At 70.4% G+C, this 24,465-nt stretch carries 18 protein-coding genes; 9 read left to right on the top strand and 9 right to left on the bottom strand.

Features of this window, described 5'->3' with window-relative positions:
• The first annotated feature begins 1 nt into the window (after position 1).
• The 4 genes from BJY17_RS10850 to erm all read left to right on the top strand — a co-directional run bounded on the left by BJY17_RS10850 (position 2) and on the right by erm (position 2,762).
• Positions 2–694 (top strand): endonuclease/exonuclease/phosphatase family protein, encoded by a 693-nt coding sequence (locus tag BJY17_RS10850; RefSeq protein ID WP_056012083.1) that lies wholly within the window; start codon positions 2–4, stop codon positions 692–694.
• Positions 691–1,110, top strand: a complete 420-nt coding sequence (locus BJY17_RS10845) for a hypothetical protein (RefSeq protein WP_056012080.1) — start codon at positions 691–693, stop codon at positions 1,108–1,110. The genes BJY17_RS10850 and BJY17_RS10845 overlap by 4 nt, the downstream gene beginning before the upstream one ends.
• The gene (locus BJY17_RS10840; protein WP_179551353.1) at positions 1,107–1,664 is read left to right on the top strand and encodes a hypothetical protein; all 558 of its coding nucleotides are present in this window, start codon (positions 1,107–1,109) and stop codon (positions 1,662–1,664) included. Before BJY17_RS10845 ends, BJY17_RS10840 begins: the two co-directional genes overlap by 4 nt.
• A 288-nt stretch (positions 1,665–1,952) precedes the next feature.
• Positions 1,953–2,762 (top strand): 23S ribosomal RNA methyltransferase Erm, encoded by an 810-nt coding sequence (gene erm / locus BJY17_RS10835; protein ID WP_179551352.1) that lies wholly within the window; start codon positions 1,953–1,955, stop codon positions 2,760–2,762.
• Here erm and BJY17_RS10830 read toward each other — a convergent pair.
• From BJY17_RS10830 to BJY17_RS10810, 5 genes are all read right to left on the bottom strand, one after another.
• Entirely contained in the window at positions 2,743–2,970 is a 228-nt protein-coding gene (locus BJY17_RS10830) for a PLDc N-terminal domain-containing protein (protein ID WP_129231821.1), read from the bottom strand. The genes erm and BJY17_RS10830 overlap by 20 nt on opposite strands.
• A gap of 95 nt (positions 2,971–3,065) precedes the next feature.
• A complete protein-coding gene (locus BJY17_RS10825; protein ID WP_179551351.1) occupies positions 3,066–3,359 on the bottom strand; it encodes a hypothetical protein in 294 nt (97 codons plus the stop codon).
• 2 nt (positions 3,360–3,361) lie between these two features.
• Complete coding sequence (locus BJY17_RS10820) at positions 3,362–3,856, bottom strand: NUDIX hydrolase (protein ID WP_179551350.1); 495 nt, start codon at positions 3,854–3,856, stop codon at positions 3,362–3,364.
• Between the two features lie 48 nt (positions 3,857–3,904).
• Positions 3,905–6,193 (bottom strand): phosphoribosylformylglycinamidine synthase subunit PurL, encoded by a 2,289-nt coding sequence (gene purL / locus BJY17_RS10815; protein WP_322789813.1) that lies wholly within the window; start codon positions 6,191–6,193, stop codon positions 3,905–3,907.
• Positions 6,194–6,372: 179 nt separating this feature from the next.
• A complete protein-coding gene (locus BJY17_RS10810; RefSeq protein WP_179551348.1) occupies positions 6,373–15,549 on the bottom strand; it encodes a SpvB/TcaC N-terminal domain-containing protein in 9,177 nt (3,058 codons plus the stop codon).
• A gap of 156 nt (positions 15,550–15,705) precedes the next feature.
• Between BJY17_RS10810 and BJY17_RS10805 the strand changes: the two genes are divergently transcribed.
• The gene (locus tag BJY17_RS10805) at positions 15,706–18,741 is read left to right on the top strand and encodes an ATP-binding protein (protein ID WP_179551347.1); all 3,036 of its coding nucleotides are present in this window, start codon (positions 15,706–15,708) and stop codon (positions 18,739–18,741) included.
• A 219-nt stretch (positions 18,742–18,960) separates the two neighbouring features.
• Positions 18,961–20,130 (top strand): MFS transporter, encoded by a 1,170-nt coding sequence (locus BJY17_RS10800; RefSeq protein WP_179552835.1) that lies wholly within the window; start codon positions 18,961–18,963, stop codon positions 20,128–20,130.
• Between the two features lie 9 nt (positions 20,131–20,139).
• Here BJY17_RS10800 and BJY17_RS10795 read toward each other — a convergent pair whose 3' ends face one another.
• The gene (locus tag BJY17_RS10795) at positions 20,140–20,955 is read right to left on the bottom strand and encodes a shikimate 5-dehydrogenase (RefSeq protein ID WP_179551346.1); all 816 of its coding nucleotides are present in this window, start codon (positions 20,953–20,955) and stop codon (positions 20,140–20,142) included.
• 28 nt (positions 20,956–20,983) lie between these two features.
• Positions 20,984–21,445: a DUF3817 domain-containing protein gene (locus BJY17_RS10790; RefSeq protein WP_322789812.1), complete on the bottom strand. Its 462-nt coding sequence runs from the start codon at positions 21,443–21,445 to the stop codon at positions 20,984–20,986.
• Between the two features lie 239 nt (positions 21,446–21,684).
• Between BJY17_RS10790 and BJY17_RS10785 the strand changes: the two genes are divergently transcribed.
• A complete protein-coding gene (locus BJY17_RS10785) occupies positions 21,685–22,218 on the top strand; it encodes an adenine phosphoribosyltransferase (protein WP_179551344.1) in 534 nt (177 codons plus the stop codon).
• Positions 22,219–22,319: 101 nt separating this feature from the next.
• Complete coding sequence (locus tag BJY17_RS10780) at positions 22,320–22,634, top strand: hypothetical protein (RefSeq protein ID WP_179551343.1); 315 nt, start codon at positions 22,320–22,322, stop codon at positions 22,632–22,634.
• 31 nt (positions 22,635–22,665) lie between these two features.
• Here BJY17_RS10780 and BJY17_RS10775 read toward each other — a convergent pair whose 3' ends face one another.
• Entirely contained in the window at positions 22,666–23,334 is a 669-nt protein-coding gene (locus BJY17_RS10775; RefSeq protein ID WP_179551342.1) for an SDR family oxidoreductase, read from the bottom strand.
• 79 nt (positions 23,335–23,413) lie between these two features.
• Between BJY17_RS10775 and BJY17_RS10770 the strand changes: the two genes are divergently transcribed.
• A complete protein-coding gene (locus BJY17_RS10770; protein ID WP_179551341.1) occupies positions 23,414–23,776 on the top strand; it encodes a winged helix-turn-helix transcriptional regulator in 363 nt (120 codons plus the stop codon).
• 26 nt (positions 23,777–23,802) lie between these two features.
• Here BJY17_RS10770 and BJY17_RS10765 read toward each other — a convergent pair whose 3' ends face one another.
• Positions 23,803–24,444 carry a DNA alkylation repair protein gene (locus BJY17_RS10765; RefSeq protein ID WP_179552834.1) on the bottom strand — a complete coding sequence of 214 codons (642 nt, stop codon included), beginning with the start codon at positions 24,442–24,444 and terminating at the stop codon, positions 23,803–23,805.
• Positions 24,445–24,465 lie beyond the last annotated feature (21 nt).

The following is a 24,465-nucleotide window of genomic DNA, read 5'->3' as shown; positions in this document are numbered from 1 at the left end:
CATGCGCGTGATCAGCTACAACCTCCGCAAGCACCGGGCGAGTGGCGAGCTCGTCGGCCTCGTCGAGCGCTACTCGCCCGACATCCTCTGCCTGCAGGAGTGCGACACGCAAGACCTGCCGCAGCAGATCCACGATCTGCAGCTCGCCGACGCGACCCAGCGCAACCGGCTCGGCCTCGCGCTCTACTACGACGCCGAGCGGTTCCGGGCGGTGCGCATCCAGGCCTTCGCACTGAAGAAGTCGTTGCACGACCGGCTGCTGCGGCCCGCGCACGAGCGCCTCATCGGTGTGCGGCTCTTCGACAACGAGGCGCAGCGCGAGCTGATCGTCGCCTCGTTCCACGCGGCGCCGTTGACCGCGCTGAACTCGCTGCGACGCCACCAGATCAAGTCGGCCCTCGGAGAGCTCCAGTTCCTCGGCCCCGGCCTGCCCACCCTCATGGTCGGCGACTACAACTACCCGATCTTCAAGGAGAACCTCGGCGAGAAGGTGCGCGACTCGGGCTACGACCTGACGCTCAGCGACAAGCGCACGTATACGCGGTACAAGTTCTTCCGCGGTCACTTCGATCTCGCGACCTCGGTCGGTCTCGACATCGCCGGCGTCGAGACGCTCGCGCGCGGGTCATCCGATCACATGCCGATCCTCGTCGACGCCGACTACAGCGTCGCGGTGCCCGCGAGCGCCCCGTGATCGGTCGCGAGCTCGCCCTCGCGCTGCGGGACGCCGGACTCGTGTGGACCCCCGAGTCGGGCGACCGCTTCGCACTCGACCTGCCCGACACCGTCGAATCCGAGGTCGAGGCCGAGGTGTTCACCGTCAGCGAGATGACGATCGAGCCGCAGGCGTTCTCGACCGACACGGTGCTCGGCTTCAACGGCACGACCGAGTGGGCGCTCGACTCGGTGTCGGTCGGAGACGCCGTCTGGCTGCCGCGCGAAGACCAGCTGCGGGAGTTGCTGCGGGCGACCTTCCGGGCGCTCCGACGCCTCGACGACGCGTTCGAGGTCGAGATCGAGCTCGGCGGCGAGACCCGCCGCTTCGAGCACCCCGATGTGGCCGAGGCGTACGGCCTCGCGCTGCTGGAGCTCATCGGGCGTTCGCGATGACGGATGCCACGGAGCCGCCGTCGGCTCGGTCGACCGGGTCTTCGGGCGTGCTTCGGGCGCTCGACGCCGCCGGTGCCACGGCCGCGGCCGAACTCGGGCGTCACGGCGCTCGCGACGAGGCGCTCGCCGAGTACGTGCCCGAGCGACGCACCCTCGGCGTTCCGCGTGCGGCCCGGATGACGCCGCTCGGCCGGGTCTGGCGCCTCGGCGTGCTGCTCGTCGACCCCGACGGACGGCTCTTCGCGACCGGCCGGGTCGTTCGTGCCGAACGCCCCGTGCGGCGGAGCGCTCCCGCCGCGTCGATCGCCGAGCAGCGTGCCTTCGCCGCGGCCGCCGTGAAGGGCGGCTTCGCCGAGGGCGAGACCGTGAACTTCGGTGCCGTACCCGTCGACCCCGACGAGCTCGTGCACGCCGCGGCATCCGGACCGCTCGTGGTGGTCGGCGACGCGCTGTTCGTGCGCTGGAACCCGGCGCAGCCCGATGCTCTGACGCCGCTCGATCGCTACCTCGCCGACCGTGTGGATCTGCTCGTGAATCCGCCGTCGGGCGCCTGAGCTGTTGACGTCGCGTTCCCGTTTGCTAGGGTCGACGATCGTGTCCTGCAATTTCTCCGCGCTGATCATTCGGCCCCGCACCGCCTGAGGCGGAGCGACCGAACCATCACACGCGTCCCTCCGCCTCGGCCATGACGACCCTGGCCGCGGTGCTCCTTCGGCGCGCCCGGCTGACGATCCTCGCCAGCGGAGTTCACATTGCGTACGCACAACCCTTCTTCAGTTCCCTTCTCGTCTTCAGCTTCCCGTTCGGGCCAGTCTGCCCGCGCTCGTCGAGCGCCCGCGCCGGTGTCTGCGTTCGACCGTTCGCCGGTCGTCGGCGGTCGTCACGAACTCGGCCAGAACTTCCTCGTCGACCGCCGCATCATCGACAGGGTCGTCGCACTGACGGCTGCCACTCGCGGCCCGATCGTCGAACTCGGCGCCGGCAGCGGCGCGATCACCCGCGAACTCGCGGCGCTCGGCCGGCCGCTCACCGCGCTCGAGATCGACGGGCGCCGGGCCGGTTCGCTCCGTCGTGAGTTCGAGCACGACGCCGACGTGACGATCCTCGAGGCCGATGCGCTCGCGTGGCGGTTTCCCGCGGCACCCCACGTCGTCGTCGGCAATGTGCCGTTCCATCTCACGACGGCCATCATGCGATCGCTCCTCGCCCGCGGGCACTGGACCGACGCGATCCTGCTCACCCAGTGGGAGGTCGCGCGGCGCCGTTGCGGGATCGGCGGTTCGAGCCTGCTCACGGCCCAGTGGGACCCGTGGTTCACGTTCCGCCTGCACGAGCGCGTGCCGGCTCGGGCGTTCAGGCCGGCGCCGTCAGTCGACGGCGGTGTCTTCACGATCGAGCGGCGCCATGAGCCACTCGTGCCGACGGCAGACCGTTCCGCGTACCAGGCGTTCGTCGCCGAGGTCTACCGGGGGAAGGGGCGCGGACTCGCCCAGATCCTCCGCCGCACCTCGCGGCCGGTGCCCGCTGAGCGGGTTCGCGGGCTGCTGAGCTCCGTGGGTGTCGCTGCCGACGTGTTGCCGAGCCGGCTCACCGGCGCGCAATGGGCCGCACTCTGGGCCGGGTTGCGCCCGACTACCGGAGGTCGCGGCTGATGCGGATGCCGAACGGGTGCGGGCCGGCGGCGAACCACACGATGGAGCCGACGAGCGGGAAGCAGATCACCGCGATCGCCCAGATCCAGCGCTCGAGTTCGTTCAGCTCATCGCTGCGGATGATCAGCGACACGACCCAGACGATGGCGGCGAGGTACGCGATGCCGACGATGATCGCGAGGAGGTTCCACACGAAGAATCCGTCCATCGTCTCGCTCTCATACGCCTGCCGGTCGGCCGTTGCGCCGACACCATGGCCGACAGGCTACCGCGAGAGCCGCGGCATCCGCTCGCGCCGAACGCTCATGGAACTCGCAGGCCGGGCTTCCCATCGTCGTCCCCGGTACCGCGTTCGGAGCCCAGCGTCTCCTGCTCCTGGATCGACTCGATGATCGAGTCCTGCAGTCCCCGCTGCCCGGTATGGAGCTCCTGGTACTTCTCGCCGGCGCTCATGAGCGGCCCGAGCGCATGCCGGAGGCGCGAGCGGGTGCCATGCGGCGCGCGGAACCAGCGCACGACGATGCCGACCACGATCGCGAGGGCGAACAGCGCGACCGGCACCCAGATCAGGGCGAGCGGCCACGAATCGGGGGCCATGCTCAGAATCCGTACGGCGTGATCGGGGAGAGGGCGCCGTCGCGCAGCGCCTCGAGAATCGCGAGTTCGTGCGGCACCACGGGATCGGGCAGGGCGTCGAGCGGGAACCAGCGGAGCTCGACGGCCTTGTCCTCCATGAGACTCGGCTCACCGCGCCACGCCGTCGCGCTGAAGAACACGTCGATGCGCTCCTCGATCGCGCGGTGCGGGGCGCCTCCCGTGCGGTGCATGACGGTCAGCACGGTGAGCGCCGACTCGTCGAGCTCGACGCCGAGTTCCTCGCGAGTCTCGCGCGCGGCTGCGGCGAGCAGCGACTCGCCCTGCTCGACGTGGCCGGCGGCGCCGCACGCCCAGTGCTCGTCGAAGTAGCCCGTGCCGCGCCGCAGCTGGAGCAGCACCTCGTCGCCGCGCCGGAGCACGACGTAGGCGGCCGGGATGACCGCGAAGCGACCATGGGACGCCGCGTAGGCCTCGGTGTACGACTCGGACTGGGTCACGGGGTCTCGATACGCTTCGCTACTCGACCAGCGGCTCGGCCGGTCGGGTCAGTAGCCGACGATGGGGCCGAACGCGTCGGCGAGCGGCGCGCGGTTGATGCCGCGCAGCTCGTCGATCGAGACGGTGAAGAGTCCCTGCACCTCGAGGGCTCCGGATGTCGCGTCGGTCACGCCGATGCGGCGCACCGGGTAGTCGCGCCCATCGCAGAGGCCGCGGAACTTCACGTCGTCTTCGCGCGGTACCGTCACGATGACGCGGCCCGTCGACTCGGAGAAGAGCGCGGTGGCGAGGTCGATGTCGGCGTCGCCGGCGACCTCGTCGAGCACGACGCGGGCACCGAGGCCGAAGCGGCCGACCGCCTCGGCGAGGGCGATCGCGAGGCCGCCGTCGGAGAGGTCGTGCGCCGAGTCGATGAGGCCCTCGATCGCCGCCGCGTTCAGCAGCTCGGCGAGGCGCTTCTCACCGGCGAGGTCGACGGCCGGCGGGCGACCGCCGAGGTGGCCGTGCACGACGCCGGCCCACGCGGAGCCGTCGAGCTCGAGCGCGGTGTCGCCGAGGAGGTAGATGTTGTGGCCGTCGTCCTGCCATCCCGACGGGATGCGGCGGGCGACGTCGTCGATCACGCCGAGCACGGCGATCACGGGCGTCGGGTGGATCGGCACGTCACCGGTCTGGTTGTAGAACGAGACGTTGCCGCCCGTGACGGGGATGCCGAGCTCGAGGCATCCGTCGCTGAGGCCTTCGACCGTCTCGGAGAACTGCCACATGACCTCGGGGTTCTCGGGGGAGCCGAAGTTCAGGCAGTCGGAGACGGCGGCGGGCACCGCGCCCGAGACGGCGACGTTGCGGTACGCCTCGGCGAGCGCGAGCTTCGCGCCCTGACGGGGGTCGAGCTGCGAGTAGCGGCCGTTGGCGTCGGTCGCGACCGAGACGCCGAGGCCGGACTCCTCGTCGACGCGCACCATGCCCGCGTCGTCGGGGTAGCTGAGGGCCGTGTTGCCGAGCACGTACTTGTCGTACTGGTTCGTGACCCACGCGGCATCCGCCTGGTTCGCCGAGCCGACCAGTTGCAGGAACTGTGCGCGGATCTCCTCGGGCGTCGCCGGGCGGTCGAGCTTCGCGGCCGTGTCGGCCTGCAGCGCGTCGATCCAGGTGGGGTAGGCGACGGGGCGCTCGTAGACCGGGCCGTCGACGGCGACGGTGCGCGGGTCGACGTTCACGATCTCCTGGCCGTGCCACATGATGCTCAGGCGACCCGTGTCGGTGACCTCGCCGAGCACGCTCGTCTCGACGTCCCACTTCTTGACGACCTCGAGGAAGCCGTCGAGCTTCTCGGGGCGCACGATCGCCATCATGCGCTCCTGGCTCTCGCTCATCAGGATCTCTTCGGGCGTGAGCGTCGGGTCGCGCAGCAGCACGTCGTCGAGCACGATCGCCATGCCGCCGTCGCCGTTCGACGCGAGCTCGGAGGTCGCGCACGAGATGCCGGCCGCGCCGAGGTCTTGGATGCCCTCGACGAGGTCGCCCGCGAAGAGCTCGAGGCAGCACTCGATGAGCACCTTCTCGGCGAAGGGGTCGCCGACCTGTACCGCGGGGCGCTTGGTCGGGCCGCCCTCGTCGAAGCTGTCGGACGCGAGGATCGACGCGCCGCCGATGCCGTCGCCGCCCGTGCGGGCGCCGAAGAGCACGACCTTGTTGCCGGCGCCCTTGGCGTTGGCGAGGTGCAGGTCTTCGTGGCGCATGACGCCGACCGCGAGGGCGTTCACGAGCGGGTTCGCCTGGTACACCGGGTCGAACCAGGTCTCGCCGCCGATGTTCGGCAGGCCGAGGCAATTGCCGTAGAAGCTGATGCCCGAGACCACGCCGTGCACGACGCGCGCGGTGTCGGGGTGGTCGATGGCGCCGAAGCGCAGCGCGTCCATGACGGCGACCGGGCGTGCACCCATCGAGATGATGTCGCGCACGATGCCGCCGACGCCGGTCGCGGCGCCCTGGAACGGCTCGATGTAGCTCGGGTGGTTGTGGCTCTCGATCTTGAACGTGACCGCCCAGCCCTCGCCGACGTCGATGACGCCCGCGTTCTCGCCCATGCCCACCATGAGGTTCTTCTTCATCTCGGGCGTGACCTTCTTGCCGAACTGGCGAAGGTAGATCTTCGACGACTTGTACGAGCAGTGCTCGCTCCACATGACCGAGTACATCGCGAGCTCGGCGCTCGTGGGGCGACGGCCCAGGATGTTGCGGATGCGCTCGTACTCGTCGGGCTTCAGGCCCAGGGCGGCGTACGGCTGCTCCTTCTCGGGAGAGGTCGCCGCGACCTCGACGGTGTCGAGCACCGGAGTGCTCCCTGAGCCTGTCGAAGGGGCAGCGGTGTTGGCGGTGGCTTCAGTGGTCACGAGTGGCGAGCTCCAGAGAACGGCGGCGGGCGGATGCCGCGGGGCGAATGCCTGACCCTGCAAGTGTACCGGCCGTGCTCAGTCGAGCACGGCCGGTGGGTCCTCCCCGCAGCGGCCGCTCAGCTGCCCGTCGAGTTCGGTGCGGATGGCTGCGTGCCGTTCTTCGTCGGCGGTGTCGGCAGCGCCTTCTTCGTCGGTGCCGTCTGCTTCGCCTTCGTGGGCGTCGCCGGCAGCGGCTTGGGCGTGCCCGACGCCTTCGCGATGCCACCGGCGCCGCTCGAGGTGCCCGCCGCGCTCGAACTCTGGCTGCTGTTGACCGACGGTGTGCCGCCCGACGTCGCGTTGCCGGTGGCGGTGCCGGCCGGTTTCGCGGCTGCCGCGGCATCCGTGCCGCCGAACTTCGCCCGCTTGCCGTAGGGCGCACCGAACTTCACGGTGCCCTCACCCAGATCGATGTCGATCAGCGGGTTCGGGTCGAACATCTCGGCGGTGTCCTGCCACTTCTTCGCGGCGGCCCGATCCATGCCGGCTCCGAGCGTGGCGAACGACGTCGGCAGGTGGTTCGCCGTGCCGGCGTCGATCCAGGAGCCGATCGGTCCGAGGGCGCCGAAGCCCGACATCGTGCCGGCGGCGTCGCTCTTGTCCCAGGCCGCCCGAACGATGTCGTTGGCCTTCGCGATGGTGAAGAGCGCACCACTCGGGTCGGTGTACCTGATCGCGTTCGAGCCCGCGTAGGCATAGGAGGCCTGCAGTTCGGGAGCCTCGATGATGCTGAAGGGCTCGCTCAACGCGGGATCCACCGTCAGGAACAACTCACGCCTGGCGTCGTACCAGCGCTCGCCGAAGTCGATCAGGCTCCGCCGCTCGTCGGTGTAGGCGCCGGCGTACTGGTACGCGGTGCGGTACACCGTGGAGTGCTCGTCGATCCACACCTCGCCGGTCGGGAAGTACTCCTGGTGCTGGAACGCCTGGCCGCCCGCATCGGTGACGACGTTGGTGCTGCCCTGCAGGTCCTTGTGGAGGAAGTACCGCTGCCCCTCGGGTGTGTACGGATCATCGCCGGGGTCGCGCTGCTGCGCGATCAGTTCGTCGTCGATCCAGATCTGCTTCGTGAGCTCGTTGCCGTTGCGCACGGTGACCCACGGGTTGATGAACGCGGTCTCGCCGTTCGGGCCGCGTTCGATGACCCGCCGGCCGGCATCGTCGTACGCGTACTCCGTCGTCTCGCCGTATTCGTCGACGAGTTCCATCTTGCCGGCCCAGTTCCAGGTGATCTCGCGGGTGATCTTCGCCTTCTTGCCGGTGCCGTTGACGATCTGGACGAGCTCGCCGTCGGCGTCGTAATGGAAGGTGTCCTGCCCCTGGGTGCTGACCTGGTGCGGACCGTCGGCGTCGAAGGTGCGGGTGAACGAGTACGAGGTGTCGGCCTGCACCTTGCTGCCGAGCTTGTCGACCTGCATCTTCCGCTCGACGTTGCCTGCGTCGTCGAAATCGAGATCGAACGTGAAGCTGCGCGTGTTCTTCCACACCGCAGCGGAGCCGGAGGTGAAGGTGAGCCGGTCGTATGCGTCGTAGGTGTACGTCATCGAGACCGGGCTGCCGAACAGGTTCGTCACCGTCGGCGGCACGTTGTTCGAGTACGTCTTCGGATTGCCGACCACGTCGTAACCGTATGACTGGTCCTGCACCTCTCGGTACGCGACGGGGTTGCCCTTCAACGGGCGATCCGCCGAGACGGTGCGCACGTTGCTGAGCCAGCGGGTGAGCGGCTCGTACGTCCACGACGTGGTCGCGCCGTTGCCGTAGTCGATCGCCGCGGGCGTGAGGAACTCGTCGTAGCGACGGTCGGTCACGTAGTCGTAGTGCCAGGTGGTCGGTTCGTCGGTGTAGAGCGGGTTGCCGTCGGCGTCGAACATCGGGTTGCCGTCGGCGTCGAGCTGGGGCACCTGCACGAGACCGGGCTCGTCGCCCACGACCGACTTCGTCAGACCGCCGGCGTCGTAGTCGTAGGTCAGCACCTCGCCGTCGGGATAGGTCATCGTCGAGATTCGGCTGAGCCCGTCGTAGACCCATTCGGTCGTCCACTGGAACTTCTCGTCGCCCGGCTGCCAGTTGTGCAGCTTGATCTCGCTGAGCTGGTTGGTCGTGTTGCCGAGCGCGTCGTACTCGAGCGTCACCACGCGGGCGGCGTCGTCGATCTGCACGATCCTGCCCGCGCCGTTGCCGGCGGCTCCGGCCTCGCCGTACGTGTACGTCACGTCGGGCGTGTCCTCGGGGTAGTCGACCTTCACGAGGTTCTGCAGCTCGTAGTGGTAGGTCGTCTCGACGTCCTCCTCCCGCAGGGTCGGCGAGACCTCCTTGATGACCTTGCCCTCGGTGTCGAACCAGGTCTCGACCAGGCCGCCGTCGGGGGTGTCGGTCGTCAGCTTGTTGCCGACTCCGTCGTAGGTGTGGGTGGTCGCGTTGCCGGCCACGTCGACGACCTGCAGCAGCTCCCCGAGCGGGTTGTACTCGTAGGTCGCCGTCTTGGGCGGCAGCAGGTCGAGCGGATTCGGCGTGGCCGGGTCGAGCGGCTGGTCGTCCATCCGCAGTTCGTTGCCGCGGATGTCGGTGAAGGTCGTCGTCACCCGGCCGCGGGGGTCGGTGCTCGCGGCCTGCTGCACGGCGACTCCATCGCCGCCGAGCTCGGCGTCGCCGAATCCGTACGTCGTCGCCGTCACGCGCGCGCCGGGCTCGGTCTGCTTCGTCTCCTGGTCGAGGAGATTGAACTCGTGCGTCGTCTTCGTCGGGGCGGGCGACGTCGCCGTCTCGTACACGGTCTGAGCGACCGTGTCGAACGTCGGCCGGTAGACCTCCGCCTCATGGCCGAACAGGTCGTACACGACGGCGCCGCTGACGACCCGGCCCTCGAGAGGGACCCCCTGGGCGTTCACGGCGCGCGCGTCGCGCTTCTGCTGGGTGATGCGGCCGATGCCGTCGGCGAACTGCACGGTCTCGATCGGGTCGTCGTTGAACGCATCGGCGTGCCGGGCGATCGCATAGCCGTAGCCCGGGGCGCTCGGGTGGTACTCGAACGTCACGGCGCCGGCCTGCAGCGGGTTGCTGATCGAGGCGAGACGCGACAGGTCGTCGTAGGTGTACGACGTCGTGTTGTCGTTCGCATCGGTGCGACTCGCCACCTTGCCCGAGCTCCAGTCGAAGGTCGCGAACGAGGTCATGCCGGTGCGGAGCGGATCAGGGTCGGTGTCCGCCTCGTAGTCGAGGAACACGTCGACCTCGTCCTGGCTGTCGAAGTCGTACTCGGTGACCTCGGCGATGTTCGCATGGCCCACGTTCGTGTCGTAGATGTACTCGACCGCGTAGCGCACGCCGCCCTCTCCCTCGGGGTAGACGATGCGGTTGTAGCTGCCCCACGCGTCGTACTGCAACTCGGTCACGGCGGACTCGTCGTCGCTGATGCGCTCCTCGAGGAGTGTCACCGACTGGTTGTCGCAGACCGAGTCGCGCCCGTCGCGCTGCCGGAGGATGCCGCCGTCGGAGTCGTACATCGTGATGACGGCCGGCACGCTCACCCACGTCGGGCAGACGTCGGGCGAGAAGATCGGCGACGCCTGCTCGTCGGTCGGCATCGGGTAGAACGGGGTCTCGCCGAAGCATCCGACCCCCGAGTCGTAGTCGCCGTTGCCGTCGAGCTCGACCTCGGAGGCCGAGATCTGGCAGTCGGAGTAGTCGGTGACGGTGAGCACGTCGTCGGCGTCGGTCTCGAGTTCGCCCTCGTCGAGCTGCTCGAGCACGTTGCCGAGGCCGTCGTAGACGAAGCTCACGCTCGTCTCATTGCCGACGGTCGTGCCGTCGGCCGCGAAGTACCGTTCCTCGCTGTCGGTGACGAGCGGGGCGAACGACCAGGTGAGGGACTCGGTGCCGCTCAACGCGGGGATCGCCGTCGCGACGTCGACGAGATCGGCCTCGGCGAGCGGGTCGAAGCCGCCGGGCACGCCCTGCACGTCGCGGATGCCCCAGTCGAGGGTCGCCGCGCGGAGCTTCGTGTCGTTCCTGCCGTCGCGCACGGTCATCGAGGTCTGCAGGCCCGCGACGAACACGTTGTCGTTGAGGTACTCGGTCTCGGTGATCCGCTGGGCGACGTCGCTCGGGTCGAGCTCCCGCTCGGTGACCTTCGAGAAGCCGAGGCTCTGGCGGAACAGCCGGTCGAACCGCGGGTTCTCGTAGTCGAAGGCCGACACCGAGACATCCACGCCGTCGCCCGTGCGCCCGTCGTCGACCTCGACGCGGCTGAGCGCCCAGGTGGAGTCGGGGTGGTCGACCGTGTTGCCGTAGCGCTCGTAGTCGAGGCTGACGGTGCCGCCGAGCGGGTTCACGACCGCGGAGAGCAGGTTGGTGCGGCCCGTCGTGTTGCGCTGCACGCTCACCTCGTGGTCGTCGGTCGAGGCGAGCGAGTCGACGAATCCGTCGCCGTCGATGTCCTCGAGCGTGACCTCCGAGAAGCTCACCGAGTTCTGGTACGACGCGCCCGGGTTGACGACCAGGTAGCACGCCACGACGCACAGGGGGCCCGCGTAGACCGTGAAGTCGACGCCGCCGCCGATGCCCTGCGAGCGGTCGTAGGTGACCTGCGGCGAGGCGCCCAGATCGGCGACGCCGACCCCCGACGCCCGCGCGAAGTCGCCGAAGTCGACGGCAGGGGCGAGGCCCGAGCCGGTGCCGAACTCGACCGTCGGCTGCCCGCCGGCCGAGGCCTTGTGCAGTCGGTCGGGAATGCCGTCGCCGTTCACGTCGATCCAGGCGAACCGAGCCATGTCGTAGTTCCAGTTGAACGAGAGCCCGCCCGAGAACTCGCCCCACGGCGTCGCGAAGCCGGCCGAGGCGTGGCCGCCGATCGACTCCTGCGTGTTGAACCCGCCGGTCGCGAGCGGGAGCGCCGCATCGGCGAAGTCGTAGCCGAGGTTGTAGCGCACGAACACGCCGCTCGGGTTCGTGTAGACCACGTCGGGCAACCCGTCGCCGTTGACGTCGGCGAGCTCCTGCGACATCGGCGCGGTTCCGTCGCCCTTCGGGATCTCGGATGCCTCGGCGGGCGGGCCGTAGTCCGCCGAGAGCGGCCCTCCCGAGGGGCCCGACTCGTTGGGGTTCGTGAACCCGAGGTCGAGGCCGCCGCCGATGCTCAGGCCGAAGCCCGCGCCGAGTCCCGGGTCGCTGTCGGCCGCCTTGCCGCCCTTCGAGGCGGCGTTGCCCTGCGTCGTGTTGGTCTTGCCCTTGTTGTTGGCCGCGATGTCGACGAGGCCGGCGTCGAGGCCGCCCGAGGCGTTGATGGTGAGGTCCTGGTTGACGAGGTCGCGTCGCTCGCTCGGCCCGTCGACGGACTTGTAGAGGATGCCGCGCTGGCTGGTGTACTGCACCTGCTCGGGCGTGATGACGTCGGGGTAGCCGTCGCCGTTCAGGTCCTCGTAGTCGACGAGGCTCCAGCTCGGGCCGACGCCGACCGACCCGCCGAGCGGACCGAAGCCGAAGGCGAGTGAGAGCGAGGGGCCGGTGACCGAGATGCGGGTGACGCCGTCGGCGGCCCCGCCTTCGTCGAGGCCGAGCGTGACGGTGTCGGAGGCGAGCCGTGACGAGCGCATCCGGTCGGCGGACGCGGCGAGGTTGTCGCGCGTTCCGCGCCACTGCGGGGCGTCGATCGGGTCGGCCTCGGTGCCGAGCGAGTCGGGGTTGAGCAGCGGCAGGTATGCGTACGAGGGGTCGATGTCGGGCTCGGCCTCGCACTCGGTGATCGAGCCGGTGCACAGGTCGTCGAAGCCGTCGGCCGGCTCGGTGGCCTGTTGCGCGTCCTCGTCGATGACGAAGGCGTCCTCGTCGACGGGCGTGGTCGCCAGGGCTCCACTCGCCGTGTAGCCGGCGATGCCCCAGCCCCGGTATGCGAGCGGGAAGATGCCCTGCCGGCCGGTCCAGGTGAGCGCGACCGGGGGCGTCACGACGTCGGGGGACGCCGTGTCCTCGCCGAGCGTGACCGTGATCGCCTCCTGCGAGAGTGCATCGGAGAGCGCGGGTTCGCGCGCGCTCAGCTCGAACCAGTACTCCTCGCCGTCGTCGAGCCCGATCGTCTCGTCGTCGCCGAACGGGTCGGTGAGGTCGACGACCGTCTCCTCGGCCGACGCCGCGAGCGCCACCGACCTCTTCCACTCGAGCCCGTCGCGGGTCTTGATCGTCAGCACGACGTCACGGCTCGGCAGTTCGTCGACGATCGGGGTGAGCACGGCGTGCTCGATGCGGAGCTCGTCGTAGCCTGCGGTCTCGTCGGCCGCCCAGGGCGCGCTGACCTGCGCGGTCGACCGGTTCGGATACTGCTCGATCTCGGGGGCGAGCTCGACGCGCTTCGTGTCGGTCAGCACACCCTCGATCGTCTTCTGCACCTCGATCGGGTCGCCGTTCTCGTCGGTCGCGGCGGTGTAGTGGATCGCCGGATTCCACGAGATGGCGGTCAGGTCGATGGTGGAGTCGACCGCGAGGTGCGTGTGCAGGCTGTCGGTCTCGGGCTCGTCGCCGGCGACATCGGGGTCGGCCGCGACCGGGCCGGACACCGAGACATCCGCCTGGAACTCGATGGTGCCGACGAAGTCCTCGGGAATGACGCCGTCGACGATGGGCACGGCCGCGCCGCCGCCCTCGGGGGTTCCGGCGGCGTCGGGGATGTCGACCTCGATCACGTCAAGCGGGTCGGCATCGGTGCGGTCGAGCACGAGGCGCAGGTCGTCGCTCGTCGCCTTCGACTTCACCACGGTCGTGGTGAACCGCACGGTGCCGTCGTAGGGCATGACGACGCGCGTGTTCGGCCGGCCCGCCAGGGTGAAGTCGGCGGCGGCGTCGTACGAGGTCTGCGAGAGTCCGTTCACATCGAGCGGGATCTCGGTCGTGTCATCGGGTACCGGGTCGACCGAGCCCTCGTCGACGACGGCGGCGCCATCGATCGCCGTGTAGACGACCTGCGGTGACCAGGCGACCTCGTCGTGGGCGCCGTTGTCGAGCGAACCGACGCGGAAGTAGATGCGGTCGCCGCGCTGCACGTCGAGCGAGGTCGGCGTGTCGAACGCCTGGTCACCAGCCGCGGCGAGGGTCTCGGCGAACTCCTGCTCCTCGTTGAGCTGGATGGCCACGCGCACACCGTCGTCGGTCTCCGCGCTCTCGGCGGGGTCGAGTACGGCGGCGCCCTCGACCGAGACCGTGCCGTCGAACGGTGCGATCCAGCGGCGTACGGTGTCGATGGGCGGGGATGCCTCCTGCAGGCGCTGCTGCAGCAGGTCGAGTTCGGTGCTGTTCACCTCGGGTGCCATGCCGCCGTCGGCCAACGGCACGGGAGTGCCGGTGCTGCCGGCGAGGAAGGTGGGGACACCGCTCGTCAGCCGGTTGAAGTACACCGCGCCCTCGTGCACGAGGTCGGGCAGCCCGTCGGCGTTCGCGTCGGTGAAGTACACGTCGCCCCACGCGACGGCTCCGCCGACGCCGAACGACGCGGTCACGATGATGTGGGCCTCGAGGGACACCTGGAGCTGGAACTCGTGGTCGCGCGAGAGTCCCTTGCCGCTGAGGGTGGTCAGCGCGATCGGCTCGCCGAACTTCTGCTCGCCATCGGGTCCGCCGAGGTTCAGCCGGTACCAGACCGAACTCGCGGTCGCCTGGCCGTCCTGCTTCCAGACCTTGTCGGGGAGGCCGTCGCCGTTGAGGTCGATGAGCTCCTCGATGCCGTCGGTCTGGCCGCCGCCGATCTGGATCGAGGCGCCGAACGAACCGACCTTCTGCGGCACTGCGGGGTTGAAGCCGATGTAGACGTGCCCCTCGGCGGAGTTCGACTCGGCGCCGCCGAGTGCGCCGCCCGAGATGTTCTCATCGAGGAAGGCGCGGTCGCCGATGTCGTCGGCATCGCCCGTGTCGCCCGTGTCCCACGTCGGGTCGGTCGCGAAGCCCGCGTACGAATCCGGGCCATCCTGCACCTCGTTGAAGTACTCGAAGGTGTGGGTGACCGCGGCGGCGGTGCCGGCGCCCTGGGTCACGGTCGACAGCAGGGTCTTGCCGAACGGTCCGGTCGCGTAGCCGAGGTCGTAGCGGGTGGCGAGCTTGTCGTAGACGCGCCCGCCGTCGACCTCGAGGTCGCCGTGCCAGACCTCGACGCTCGCGAGCTGTTCCGCGAGCAGGTCGAGGTAGCGCCCCGTCGCGTCCAGCGTGGTGTCCATGCGCAGCCCGTACGGCAGGTTCGTCGACGGGTTCGTGCGCTCGGTCATCCGGACGAAGCGGATCTCGTACGGCGGCTCCTCGTGGTAGCCCTCGACCGGGTGGTTCTCGTCGGACGCCTCGGCGGCCTCGGTGTAGAAGATGCTGCGCAGGTAGGTGTGGCGTGCGCAGAGGGTGTCGACGTCGTCGACGCACGCGGCATCCGCCACCCAGACGCCGTCGGTCTCGTCGAAGCGATAGGTCAGCAGGTCGTAGTCGTAGCGGAACATGTTGACGCCGACGTCGCGCTGCGCGGAGAGCAGCCACTTGACGATGTTGCCGTCGTCGTCGACGACGACGGAGTCGGGGTCGAGTGCGCCGGCGTTGGGGCCCGGGTCCACGGAGCCGTCGGTGACGCCGAGCGGGCCGCCCATGGGGCCACCTGCGTCGGGCACGGCGCCGTACCAGCGGATGCCGCCCATCTTGTCGCGGACCTCCCACCAGTAGTTCTTCGGTCCGTCGCCGTGTCGGATGATCTGCTCGTACTCGGTCTCGACCTGTCGGGTGAAGTCCTGGCGGTCGGCGATGCGGTTCTCCCACGTCTCGCCGAGCGCGTTCGGCACGAGCATCGTGCCGTCGAGCGAATACGACTCCGATTCCTTGGCCGGGTCGAAGTAGGGCACGCCGAAACTCGTGTCGACCTCGACGGTGCCGATGCCGAGGTCCCAGCCGACGCCTGCCCAGCTCGAGTCGGTGGCGGAGGTGTAGTCGAGCGAGAGCTCCGGGGTCATGCCGCGGCCCTGCGGCACGAGGATCGGGTACGACAGTCGGGCGCTGCCGTCGCTGGATGCCTCGGGCGCGTCGATGAGCGCGAGGCCGTCGGATGGATCGGCGTACTGCAGCCCGTCGAAGGTGCCGTCGCCGAGTTCGTCTGGTGTGAGCATCGACTCGCGTGCGAGCGGTTCACCGGGTTCTGCACCCCCGCCGAATCCACCGGTCGCGGCGATCGCTCCCGTCGCGACCAGAGCCAGTGCGGCGACGACCGCCACCGTCTTCACCGCGGTGCGTCCTGCAGACATGGCAGTCCTCCGTCATCAGTCGGGTAGGCGGCGGGTGCTGCGACGCACCGGGCCACCCCAAGTCGACCCCACAACTGGTGCCGTGTCCTGAAGGAAACCTTCAATTACCCTTCAAGCAGACGGTTTCGGAAATCCGCGCGGACGAACGGATGGCGCATGACCGGACAGCTCGGCGACCCCGCGTCATTCGTCACGCCCGCTGCGTACTACTTCGCCGAGCACCGCTTCGAACCGCCGAGCGGCCGCCTGATCCGCGGCGAGCTGCGCCTCCGGCTGCGGCCGAAGACCGCCGCGGTCCTCCTCGTGCTGCTCCGGCGAGCCGGCGAGGTCGTGACGAAGGCCGAGCTCATCGACGAGGTGTGGGACGGAACGACGAGCGACGAGTCGGTCGCGGTGTGCGTGGCCGAACTGCGGCGGGCACTCGGAGACCACCCGAGCGACCCGCGCTGCATCGCGACCGTGCACCGGCGGGGCTATCGGTTCGTGGCGCCGGTGACGACCGCCCCGCAGTCCGCGGAGGCCGAGCCCGCTGCGGCCGGCCGAGCGGTCGAGCTCGCCGAGCTCTCGCGATGGTGGGACTCCGCTCGCTCGGGCACGCGCACGGTCGGGTTCGTCGCGGGCGAGGCCGGCGCGGGCAGGACGACCCTCGTGCACGACTTCCTCGCCGGGATCCGCGCGATCGACGGATGCTCGGCGGACGACCCGGTCGCCATCGGCGAGGGCCGGTGCGTCGACGGGCCGGGCGGCGAGCCCTACCTGCCGTTCCTCGACGCGTTCTCCGCGATCTGCCGCGGCGCGAGCGGGGCACGGATCCGCGAACTCCTGTGGAAGCTCGCGCCGACCTGGCTGCTGCAGATGTCGGGCATCGTCGATTCGTCGGCGCTCGACGCGCTCCGGCGTCGCGTTTCCGACCGGCCGGCCGGCCGGCTCATGCGGGAGGCGGTCGAGGTGCTCGACGCGATGGCGGTCGTCGCCCCCGTCGTCCTCGTCATCGAGGACCTCCACTCGGGCGACCGCTCGACGATCGACCTGTTCGCGCACTTGGCGCAGCGGCCGACCCGGTCACGGCTGCTGCTCGTCGCCACCTATCGCCCGGCACCGGCGGGCGCCTCGGGGGATTCGCTCGGCGAGGTCATCGGTGGCCTGAGCGCCCTGCGGCGGTGCGAGCACCTCGAGCTTCCGCCGCTCGGCCTCGCTGCCGTGGCGAGCGTGCTCGCCGCGCGACTCTCGCCCGGCGTGCCGTCGGACGCACTCGCAGCGGAGGTGCTCGAGCGCACCGAGGGCAATGCGCTGTTCGTCACGATGCTCGCCGATCGGCTCGCCGTCGAGGGGGCGCTGCGCGAAGCCGACGGCGTGCTGCAGACGAGCGCGCCGATCGCCGCGCTCGGCATCCCCGACGGCGTGCGGCGTCTGATCGCCGATCGGCTCTCGCGGCTGCAGCCGGGCGACCGCGACCTGCTCCAGGCGGCCGGCGCGTGCGGCGTCGACTTCGCGGTCGTCGAGGTCGAGGCGGGCCTCGCGGCACTCGCGGCGGCCGCGCACCGAGGGGCGGGCGACGAGGTCGATGTCGCACTCGCGCTCGCCGACCTCGCCGATCGCACGGGCATCATCGTCGAGGCCGATCCGATGACCTGGGCCGACGGCAGCATCGGCGAGCGCTACCGATTCGTTCACGCGCTCGTGCGCGATGTCGTGCACGAGCAGCTCGGCGGGGCGGGCCGGGTGGCCGTGCACCGCGCGATCGGGGCGCGGCACGAGGCGGTGGCGATGCCCGTCGCGTGGGCCGGTGCCACGGCCGAGCACTTCGAGCTCGGGCGCGACCCCGCGCGCGCCGTCGTGCACTACGTGCGCGCCGCGGACGCCGCGCGCCGCCGTCTTGCACCGGGCACGGCGCTCGACCTCGCACGCCGCGGCATCGCCGTCGCCGACGGGGCGGGGGCCGTCGTGCCGGCCTCAGCGCGGCTCGGACTCCAGCTCTGCCTCGTGGCGGCGCTGCTCGAGGAGCACGGGCCCACGTCATCGGTGGTCGCCGATGCCGTCGACACCGCCGAGGTGCTCGCCGACGCCGTCGGTCGCGGCCCCGAGGTCGTTCTGGCGCGCCACCTGTTCTGGAGCGTCGCGTTCATGGCGGGCGACTTCTTCGCCGCCTCCGCGCGACTGGCCGCGATGGAGGCGGCGGCGGCCGGCGTCGAGGATCCGGCGCTCGAGCTCCAGATCGCGGATGCCCGTGCGCTGACGCTGCTCGCCGAGGGCTCGCCGGCGCTCGCGCTCGAGGCCGGCCGGGTGGTGGCGGCCACCGCCTCCTCCGCGGCATCCGACTCGGTCGACGGCGAGCGGCCGCACCGACGCTCGGAGGCTGCGGTGCTCGGTCGATCCAGCGCGGCGGTCGCGAGCTGGCTCGTCGGCTCGGCCGACGATGCCAAGCGCTTCGCGCACGACGGACTCCGTCTCGCGCACGAGACCGGCACGGCAGGCGTCGTCTGCCGCAGCCTCTGGCCCGTCATCGCGGTGCACCAGCTTCGCGGGGAACGGCGACGGGTGCAGCATCACGCGAGCGAGCTGGCCGGGGCGGCCGAGTTCGAGCACCCGCGCTGGGCGGCGATCGCCCGGGCGTTCGACGCATGGGCTCGGCTCGACGAACCCGATCCCGCGCCGGCGGCGGCCGAGGTGCAGCAGTCGGTCGAGCGTCTGCTCGCCGACGGCATGGGCTTCGGGCGGCCGTACCACCTTGGTCTGGCAGCGGAGGGCGCCGCCGCCTGCGGCGACACGGAGCGAGCGGTCGTGATCATCGATTCCGCACTCGCCGCGGTCGCCTCGACGGGCGACCGGTGGTATCTCGCCGAGCTCCTCCGCCGTCGAGCTGAGGCACTGCTCACGCTCGCCGCGGAGCATCCGTCGGGGCGGCTCGGGTTCACGCGGGCGGCCGATGCCCTGCTCGACGAGTCGCTCGCGATCGCGCGGTCGCAGGGCGCCCGCGCGCTCGAGGTCCGCGCGCTGACGACGGTGGTGCGCAGCGCACGATCGGTGGCGGACGGCCCCGTGGCGTCCGCGACGATGCTGCGCGACCTGCTGGGCGTGCTCGGCATCGGCGTCGGACCGGTCGACCGGCTCGCGGCCGAGCTGGCGCTGCGCGGCACGGGCTTCGGTCCGGGCGCGCCGGTCGAGTCGCCGACGGGCACCCTGCTGGGCTGAGCCGGCGCATGCCACGAGGCATCCTGTGCTGCTGAACGGCGAACCGGTAGAATGCTGAGTGGTCGTCGCATTCCCGGCGGCCCTGGGCGCGCACATCAGCGCGCAGTCGACCCGCCGTTGCGCTCGCGGAGCCCCGCCCCGCGCCCGCGGGAACGCCTCCGTTCAGGTTCCCATTTGCCGTCCACTCCGTTCTATTCCACCTCCTCCACTCCGGCCGTGATGCCGCCCTTCCCCTGGCTGGGGCTCATCGTGCTCGCCGCAGCGGTCTTCCTCTCGGTCACGATCGAGATGATCCCGACCGGCCTGCTGCCCGACATGAGTCGCGAGCTCCAGGTCGGCGAGCCGCTGATCGGCCTGCTCGTCACCGTCTTCGCGGCGACCGTCGTGGTGCTCACCGTGCCGCTCGCGAGCCTCACGAAGCGGGTGCCGCGCCGCACGCTCATCGTCATCAGCCTCGCGGTGCTCGCGGTCAGCTGCGTGCTCACCGCGCTCGCGCCGAACTACGGCACGGTGCTCGCCACCCGAATCCTCGGCGGCGCCGCCCACGGTCTCTTCTGGTCGGTCGTCGGCGCCTACGCCGGTCACCTCGTGCCCAAGGAACAGCTGGCCCGCGCCGTCTCGATCAGCGTCGCGGGCGGTTCGCTCGCGTTCGTGCTCGGCGTGCCGCTGGGCACCGCACTCGGCCAGGCGTTCGGCTGGCGCCTCGCCTTCGCCGGCATCGGCGCGCTGACCCTGCTCGGGGCGCTGCTCGTGTGGCGCTTCCTGCCTCCCGTGCGTCACCACGCCGGTGAAGCGGATGCCGCGCCCCTGCGTCTGCGCAGCGATCCCACGTTCGTGCCGGTGCTCGTCGTCTGCCTCATCACCGCCGTCACGATGGTCGGCGCCTACACGTTCTACACGTACGTCGCGCCGTTCATCACGGATGTCATGGGAATGGCGCCGAGCGCGATCAGCCCGATGCTGCTCGCCTACGGCATCGCAGGCGCAGTCGGCCTGCTGCTCGCCGGCACCGTGCTCGGTCGTCGCCCGACGGTCGGCCTCGTGGTGGCGCTCGTCGCGACGACGCTCGGCGTCGCGGGGCTCGCGCTCTTCCCGCAGGTGCCGGGTGTGGGCATCGCCTGCTTCCTGTTGTGGGGCACGGCGTTCGGCGCCCTCCCGCCGATGCTCAACACGCGCCTGCTGCACTCGGCGTCCTCGCGCATCCGCGACGCCGCAGCCTCGTTCTACACGACGGCGTTCAACTCCGGCATCGGCGGCGGGGCGCTCCTCGGCGCCATCCTCTTCGGCGTGATCGGGCTCGGCGGCCTGCCCTGGGTGTTCGTGGCGCTGCTCGTGTGCTCGACGACCGCCCTCGTCTGGACGGCGCTCGTCAACCGCGTGCACCACTGAGCGGGCGCGCTACTCCGCTCGCGAGAACGCGGCGGCGCGCTCGACCTGGTCGCGCGTGAGCGCGACCCCCGTGTAGCGCTCGAACTGCGCGGCGGCCTGCATCGCGTGCACCTCGGCACCGCTGATGACGAGCTTGCCGGCGGCGCGACCGGCTGCCACGAGCGGCGTCTCGGCGGGGAACGCGACCACGTCGAACACGACGGATGCCGCAGCGAGGTGCGCCTCGGAGAACGAGAGCACCGCGGCATCCGCGCCCTGCATGCCGAGCGGGGTGACGTTCACGATGACGTCGGCTCCGGGCTCGGGGTCGGCGGCCGTCCACGCGTAGCCGTACTGCTCGGCGAGCGCCGGCCCGAGCGAGGCGTTGCGCGCGAGCACGGTGACGTCGTCGAAGCCCGCGCCGCGGAACGCCGCGACCACGGCCTTCGCCATGCCGCCCGACCCGCGCACGAGCACGCGCTGCGCCGGGTCGAGCTCGTGCTCGGCGATGAGCTGCGCGATGGCCTCGTAGTCGGTGTTCGACGCGGTGAGCACGCCGCCGTCGTTCACGATCGTGTTGACCGATTCGATCGCCGCGGCCGAGGGCTCGACGACGTCGACGAGGGGGATGACCGCCTCCTTGAACGGCATCGACACGGAGCATCCGCGGATGCCGAGCGCACGAACGCCGCGCACGGCGCCCTCGATGTCGTCGGTCGTGAACGCCTTGTAGACGAAGTTCAGTCCGAGCTCGTCGTAGAGGAAGTTGTGGAATCGGGTGCCGAGGTTCGACGGCCGACCCGCGAGCGAGATGCAGACCGACATGTCCTTGTTGAGGATGGGCATGTCACCATTCTGCGCTCCCGCGGGAGGATCAGGCGTCGCGGCCCCCGGGCGGGCCGATCACGAGGAGGCCCGCGAAGACGACGACGATGCCGACGACCGCGAGCGAGATGAGCAGCACGGGGCGCGCGAGGAACCAGCGCAGCAGCCCGTTGACCCAGTTCGAGTCGGCCGGGTGATCGGTCTTCTCGCGGCGCCAGTCGCCCTCGAGGTGACCCTTGCGCACGAGCCACAGATCGAACGGGATGGTCGCGTAGGGCACGATCGCGGTGAGCACGGCGAAGGCGATGCGGCCGACGTTCCAGCGCTGGTTGACGCCGACGATGACCGCGGTGAGCGCGTACGAGAGGAACACGAATCCGTGGATCGACCCGCCGACCAGCACCGCCCACTCGACGCCCGCGGCGTACTTCAGGATCATCGCGACGATCAGGATCGTCCACGTGACGGCCTCGGCGAAGGCCAGGGCGCGATAGAGGCGTTTCGGTGACACGGAATGCTCCAGAGTTCGGGGGATGGTTCCATCCTCGCAGCCGCATCTGGACGGAGGCATCGAACGAACGATTGATTCCCCTGCGGGTCGAGCCTGTCCTCTGCGGGTCGAGCCTGTCCTCTGCGGGTCGAGCCTGTCCTCTGCGGGTCGAGCCTGTCCTCTGCGGGTCGAGCCTGTCGAGACCCGCCCCGGTTCCGACCGGCTCAACCCGCACCAGCACTCCGCGGTAGCCTTGGGCGGTGACCGAGCAGTCTGCACGCGAGCTCGTCTCGAGCCTCATCGCGTCGATCCCCGATTTCCCCGAACCCGGCGTGACGTTCCGCGACCTGACACCCGTGTTCGCGAGTGGGCCGGCACTGCACGCGCTCGGCACCTCGCTGTCCGAGCCGTTCGCCGGCCGGTTCGACGACATCGGCGGTGTCGAGGCGCGCGGCTTCCTCATCGCGGGCGCCGCCTCGGCCATCTGCGGTGCGGGCGTGCTGACCATCCGCAAGGCCGGCAAGCTGCCGCGCGCGGTGCTGCGCGAGGACTACGCGCTCGAGTACGGCACCGCCGCACTCGAGGTGCACGAGGGCGAACTGCCGCCGGGCTCCCGCGTGCTCATCGTCGACGACGTGCTGGCGACCGGCGGTACGGTCGCCGCCGCGGCGCGTCTCGTCGAACGGGCGGGCTGGCAGGTGGCAGGCATCTCCGTCGCGCTCGAGCTCGAGGGACTCGGCGGCCGCGAGGCGCTCGGCGACCGCTACGAGATCTTCTCGCTGCTGCAGTACTGAGCGCCGGTCGGGCGAGCGGATGCCGCGGCATCCGCCTGTGGAACCGTCGTGGTCGTCGTGGACATTCCTTGGTAGCGTGTGCCACCGAACGAGGAGGTCCGATGCAGGACAGCATGCCGAAGCGAACGTTGTGGTGGGGCATCGGCCTGTCGGTCGGCGGTGCCGTCCTGGCCACGTACGTGCATCCGGAGCTCTATGCGACCGTCTGGCTCAACACCGAGCCGGGGCAGACCGTGCTGGTCCTCTGGCTCCTGGCGATCGACCTGTTGAACTCACTCGTGCTCCCCCTCGGCACCGCGCTCATCGCGGCATCCCTCGTGATGTTCTACATCCGCGGTCGCACGCGGCTCGCCGACGCCGAGCGACCGAAGCGCTGGGTGCTGCCCGATCCGCTCGAGCGTCGCACCGACCGCTGAGCCGGCCTGCTCCGGCGTCTCACGGCGAGCGTCACCGGCGTCCGCCGTCGAGCCGCAGGGTCTCGCCGGTGAAGAACGGGGCCGACATGATCCACAGCACGGCATCGACGATGTCCTGGACGGTTCCGGTGCCACCGACGAGCGTCCGGGAGGCGGCTGCCGTGAGGAACGCCGCCTTCTCCGCACCGCGGGCATCCCAAAGACCTGAATCGATGATCCCCGGAGAGATCGCGTTCACGCGCACCGGGGCGAGTTCGGCGGCCAGGTGCTGGGCTGCGAACGCGATGGCGCCGTTGGTGATTCCGGTGGCGTAACTCCCGGAACCGGGACGCCACGCGACCTGGCCGGAGAAGAGGGTGAGCGACTGCCGGATCTGGAAATGCTTGGCCAGCAGGAGGGGCCCGGTGATCTTCGCCGCCATCGCCTCCTGCACCCGCGAGAGCTCCATCTCGCGGATCGGCGCACTGTAGGTCATGCTGGCGGTCGAGATCAGGTGATCGACGGGTCCGATGCGCTGCGCGGCCGCAGCCACGGACGCCTCGTCGCGCAGGTCGATGCGCAGTGTCCTCTCGTCACGCGGCGTGTGCGATGAAACGGTCACGCGTGCGTCCTCCGCGTCTGCGGCCGCCGCGATGGCAGCGCCCAGGCGGTGGGTTCCGCCGATGACGAGGACGGTGGTGTCGGCGAATCTTCCAGTCATGTTCTGCTCCGATCGGGTGTGATGCACTCGACGCTATGGAAAGGTAACTGGTGACTTCAACGTAACCGGAGGGTTCCCTATGGCGTACAACATCATGTCCGCGAGCTGCCCATCGCGTATCGTGCTGCGGCGCATCGGTGCACGATGGACGGTGTTCATCGTCAACGCGCTCGAACACGGGCCGATGCGATTCACCGCGCTGGCGACCCGAATCCAAGGGATCACTCCGAAGGTCCTCGTGGAAACGCTCAGGTCTCTGGAGGAAGACGGCCTGGTCTCCCGAACCGTCTTCGACGAGAACCCGCCTCACGTCGAGTACGAGCTCACGGAACTCGGCCGCTCGCTGCTGGTGCCGCTCCGCGCCGTGAGGGAATGGGCCGAGGAACACGTCCCCGCGGTCCTCGCCGCCCGCGCCGCTCTGGGGCCGACGGACGCCAGATAGTTCGCGCCGCCCGTCCGTGCCCCGATTCAGCGAGTCTGCCGACGGACGATCTCGGTGATCCAGATCGGCGCGAACGGCGAGGTGCAGTTCGGCGGGGTGGGGTAGTCCTTCAGCACCTCGAGGCGCTCGCCGATCTCGAGCGCGCGTGCGCGGTACTCGGGGTGGTGGATGCCGATGTTCGCGAGGGTCTCGTTCATGGCCCACTGCAGGCGGTCGGGAGCCGGCTTCATGTGCGCCTCGATGAGGTCGAGCAGCCCCGGGATGTCGAGCCCCTCGGGCGACTTCGCGACGCGGGTGGTGGTCAGCGCCCAGCCGGCGCTCGCCACGACGGGGTCGGCGTCGTCGAACCAGGCGACGCGCAGCTCTTCGACGTGCGGGTTCTTCTTGACGATGTAGTTGACGAGCCAGTCGTGCACCTTGGGCACGCGGGCCTCGCGGAGCATGGCGTCGAGCTCGGCCGCTGAGTACTGTTTCGGGCGGCTGATCAGCAGCGCCACGAGCCGGGCCGGGGTATCGCCCGTCGCCCAGAGTTCGCGGGCGAGCTCGGGCTGCGTGCCGACCCGTTTGGCGACCGCACGGAGCTTCGCGAGGTTCACGCCGTGGTCGTCGCCGTGGCGTTCGTTCACCGCCCGCACCTTGGGGTCTTCGAGGGCGGCGAGGTCGGCCATGATCTCGCCGACGGTGGCCCG

Source organism: Agromyces hippuratus, assembly GCF_013410355.1.
Lineage (GTDB): Bacteria > Actinomycetota > Actinomycetes > Actinomycetales > Microbacteriaceae > Agromyces > Agromyces hippuratus.
The sequence above is the reverse complement of the archived record's forward strand: the minus strand, read 5'-3'. Positions and strand labels throughout refer to the sequence as shown.

Bases quoted from the DNA above. Each gene is read 5' to 3' on its own strand.
- BJY17_RS10775 (WP_179551342.1), bottom strand. From the start codon at position 23,334: ATGACTGGAAGATTCGCCGACACCACCGTCCTCGTCATCGGCGGAACC.
- BJY17_RS10850 (WP_056012083.1), top strand. From the start codon at position 2: ATGCGCGTGATCAGCTACAACCTCCGCAAGCACCGGGCGAGTGGCGAG.
- BJY17_RS10840 (WP_179551353.1), top strand. From the start codon at position 1,107: ATGACGGATGCCACGGAGCCGCCGTCGGCTCGGTCGACCGGGTCTTCG.
- BJY17_RS10795 (WP_179551346.1), bottom strand. From the start codon at position 20,955: ATGCCCATCCTCAACAAGGACATGTCGGTCTGCATCTCGCTCGCGGGT.
- BJY17_RS10830 (WP_129231821.1), bottom strand. From the start codon at position 2,970: ATGGACGGATTCTTCGTGTGGAACCTCCTCGCGATCATCGTCGGCATC.
- BJY17_RS10800 (WP_179552835.1), top strand. From the start codon at position 18,961: ATGCCGCCCTTCCCCTGGCTGGGGCTCATCGTGCTCGCCGCAGCGGTC.
- BJY17_RS10765 (WP_179552834.1), bottom strand. From the start codon at position 24,444: ATGGCCGACCTCGCCGCCCTCGAAGACCCCAAGGTGCGGGCGGTGAAC.
- BJY17_RS10805 (WP_179551347.1), top strand. From the start codon at position 15,706: ATGACCGGACAGCTCGGCGACCCCGCGTCATTCGTCACGCCCGCTGCG.
- BJY17_RS10825 (WP_179551351.1), bottom strand. From the start codon at position 3,359: ATGGCCCCCGATTCGTGGCCGCTCGCCCTGATCTGGGTGCCGGTCGCG.
- BJY17_RS10810 (WP_179551348.1), bottom strand. From the start codon at position 15,549: ATGTCTGCAGGACGCACCGCGGTGAAGACGGTGGCGGTCGTCGCCGCA.
- BJY17_RS10770 (WP_179551341.1), top strand. From the start codon at position 23,414: ATGGCGTACAACATCATGTCCGCGAGCTGCCCATCGCGTATCGTGCTG.
- BJY17_RS10780 (WP_179551343.1), top strand. From the start codon at position 22,320: ATGCAGGACAGCATGCCGAAGCGAACGTTGTGGTGGGGCATCGGCCTG.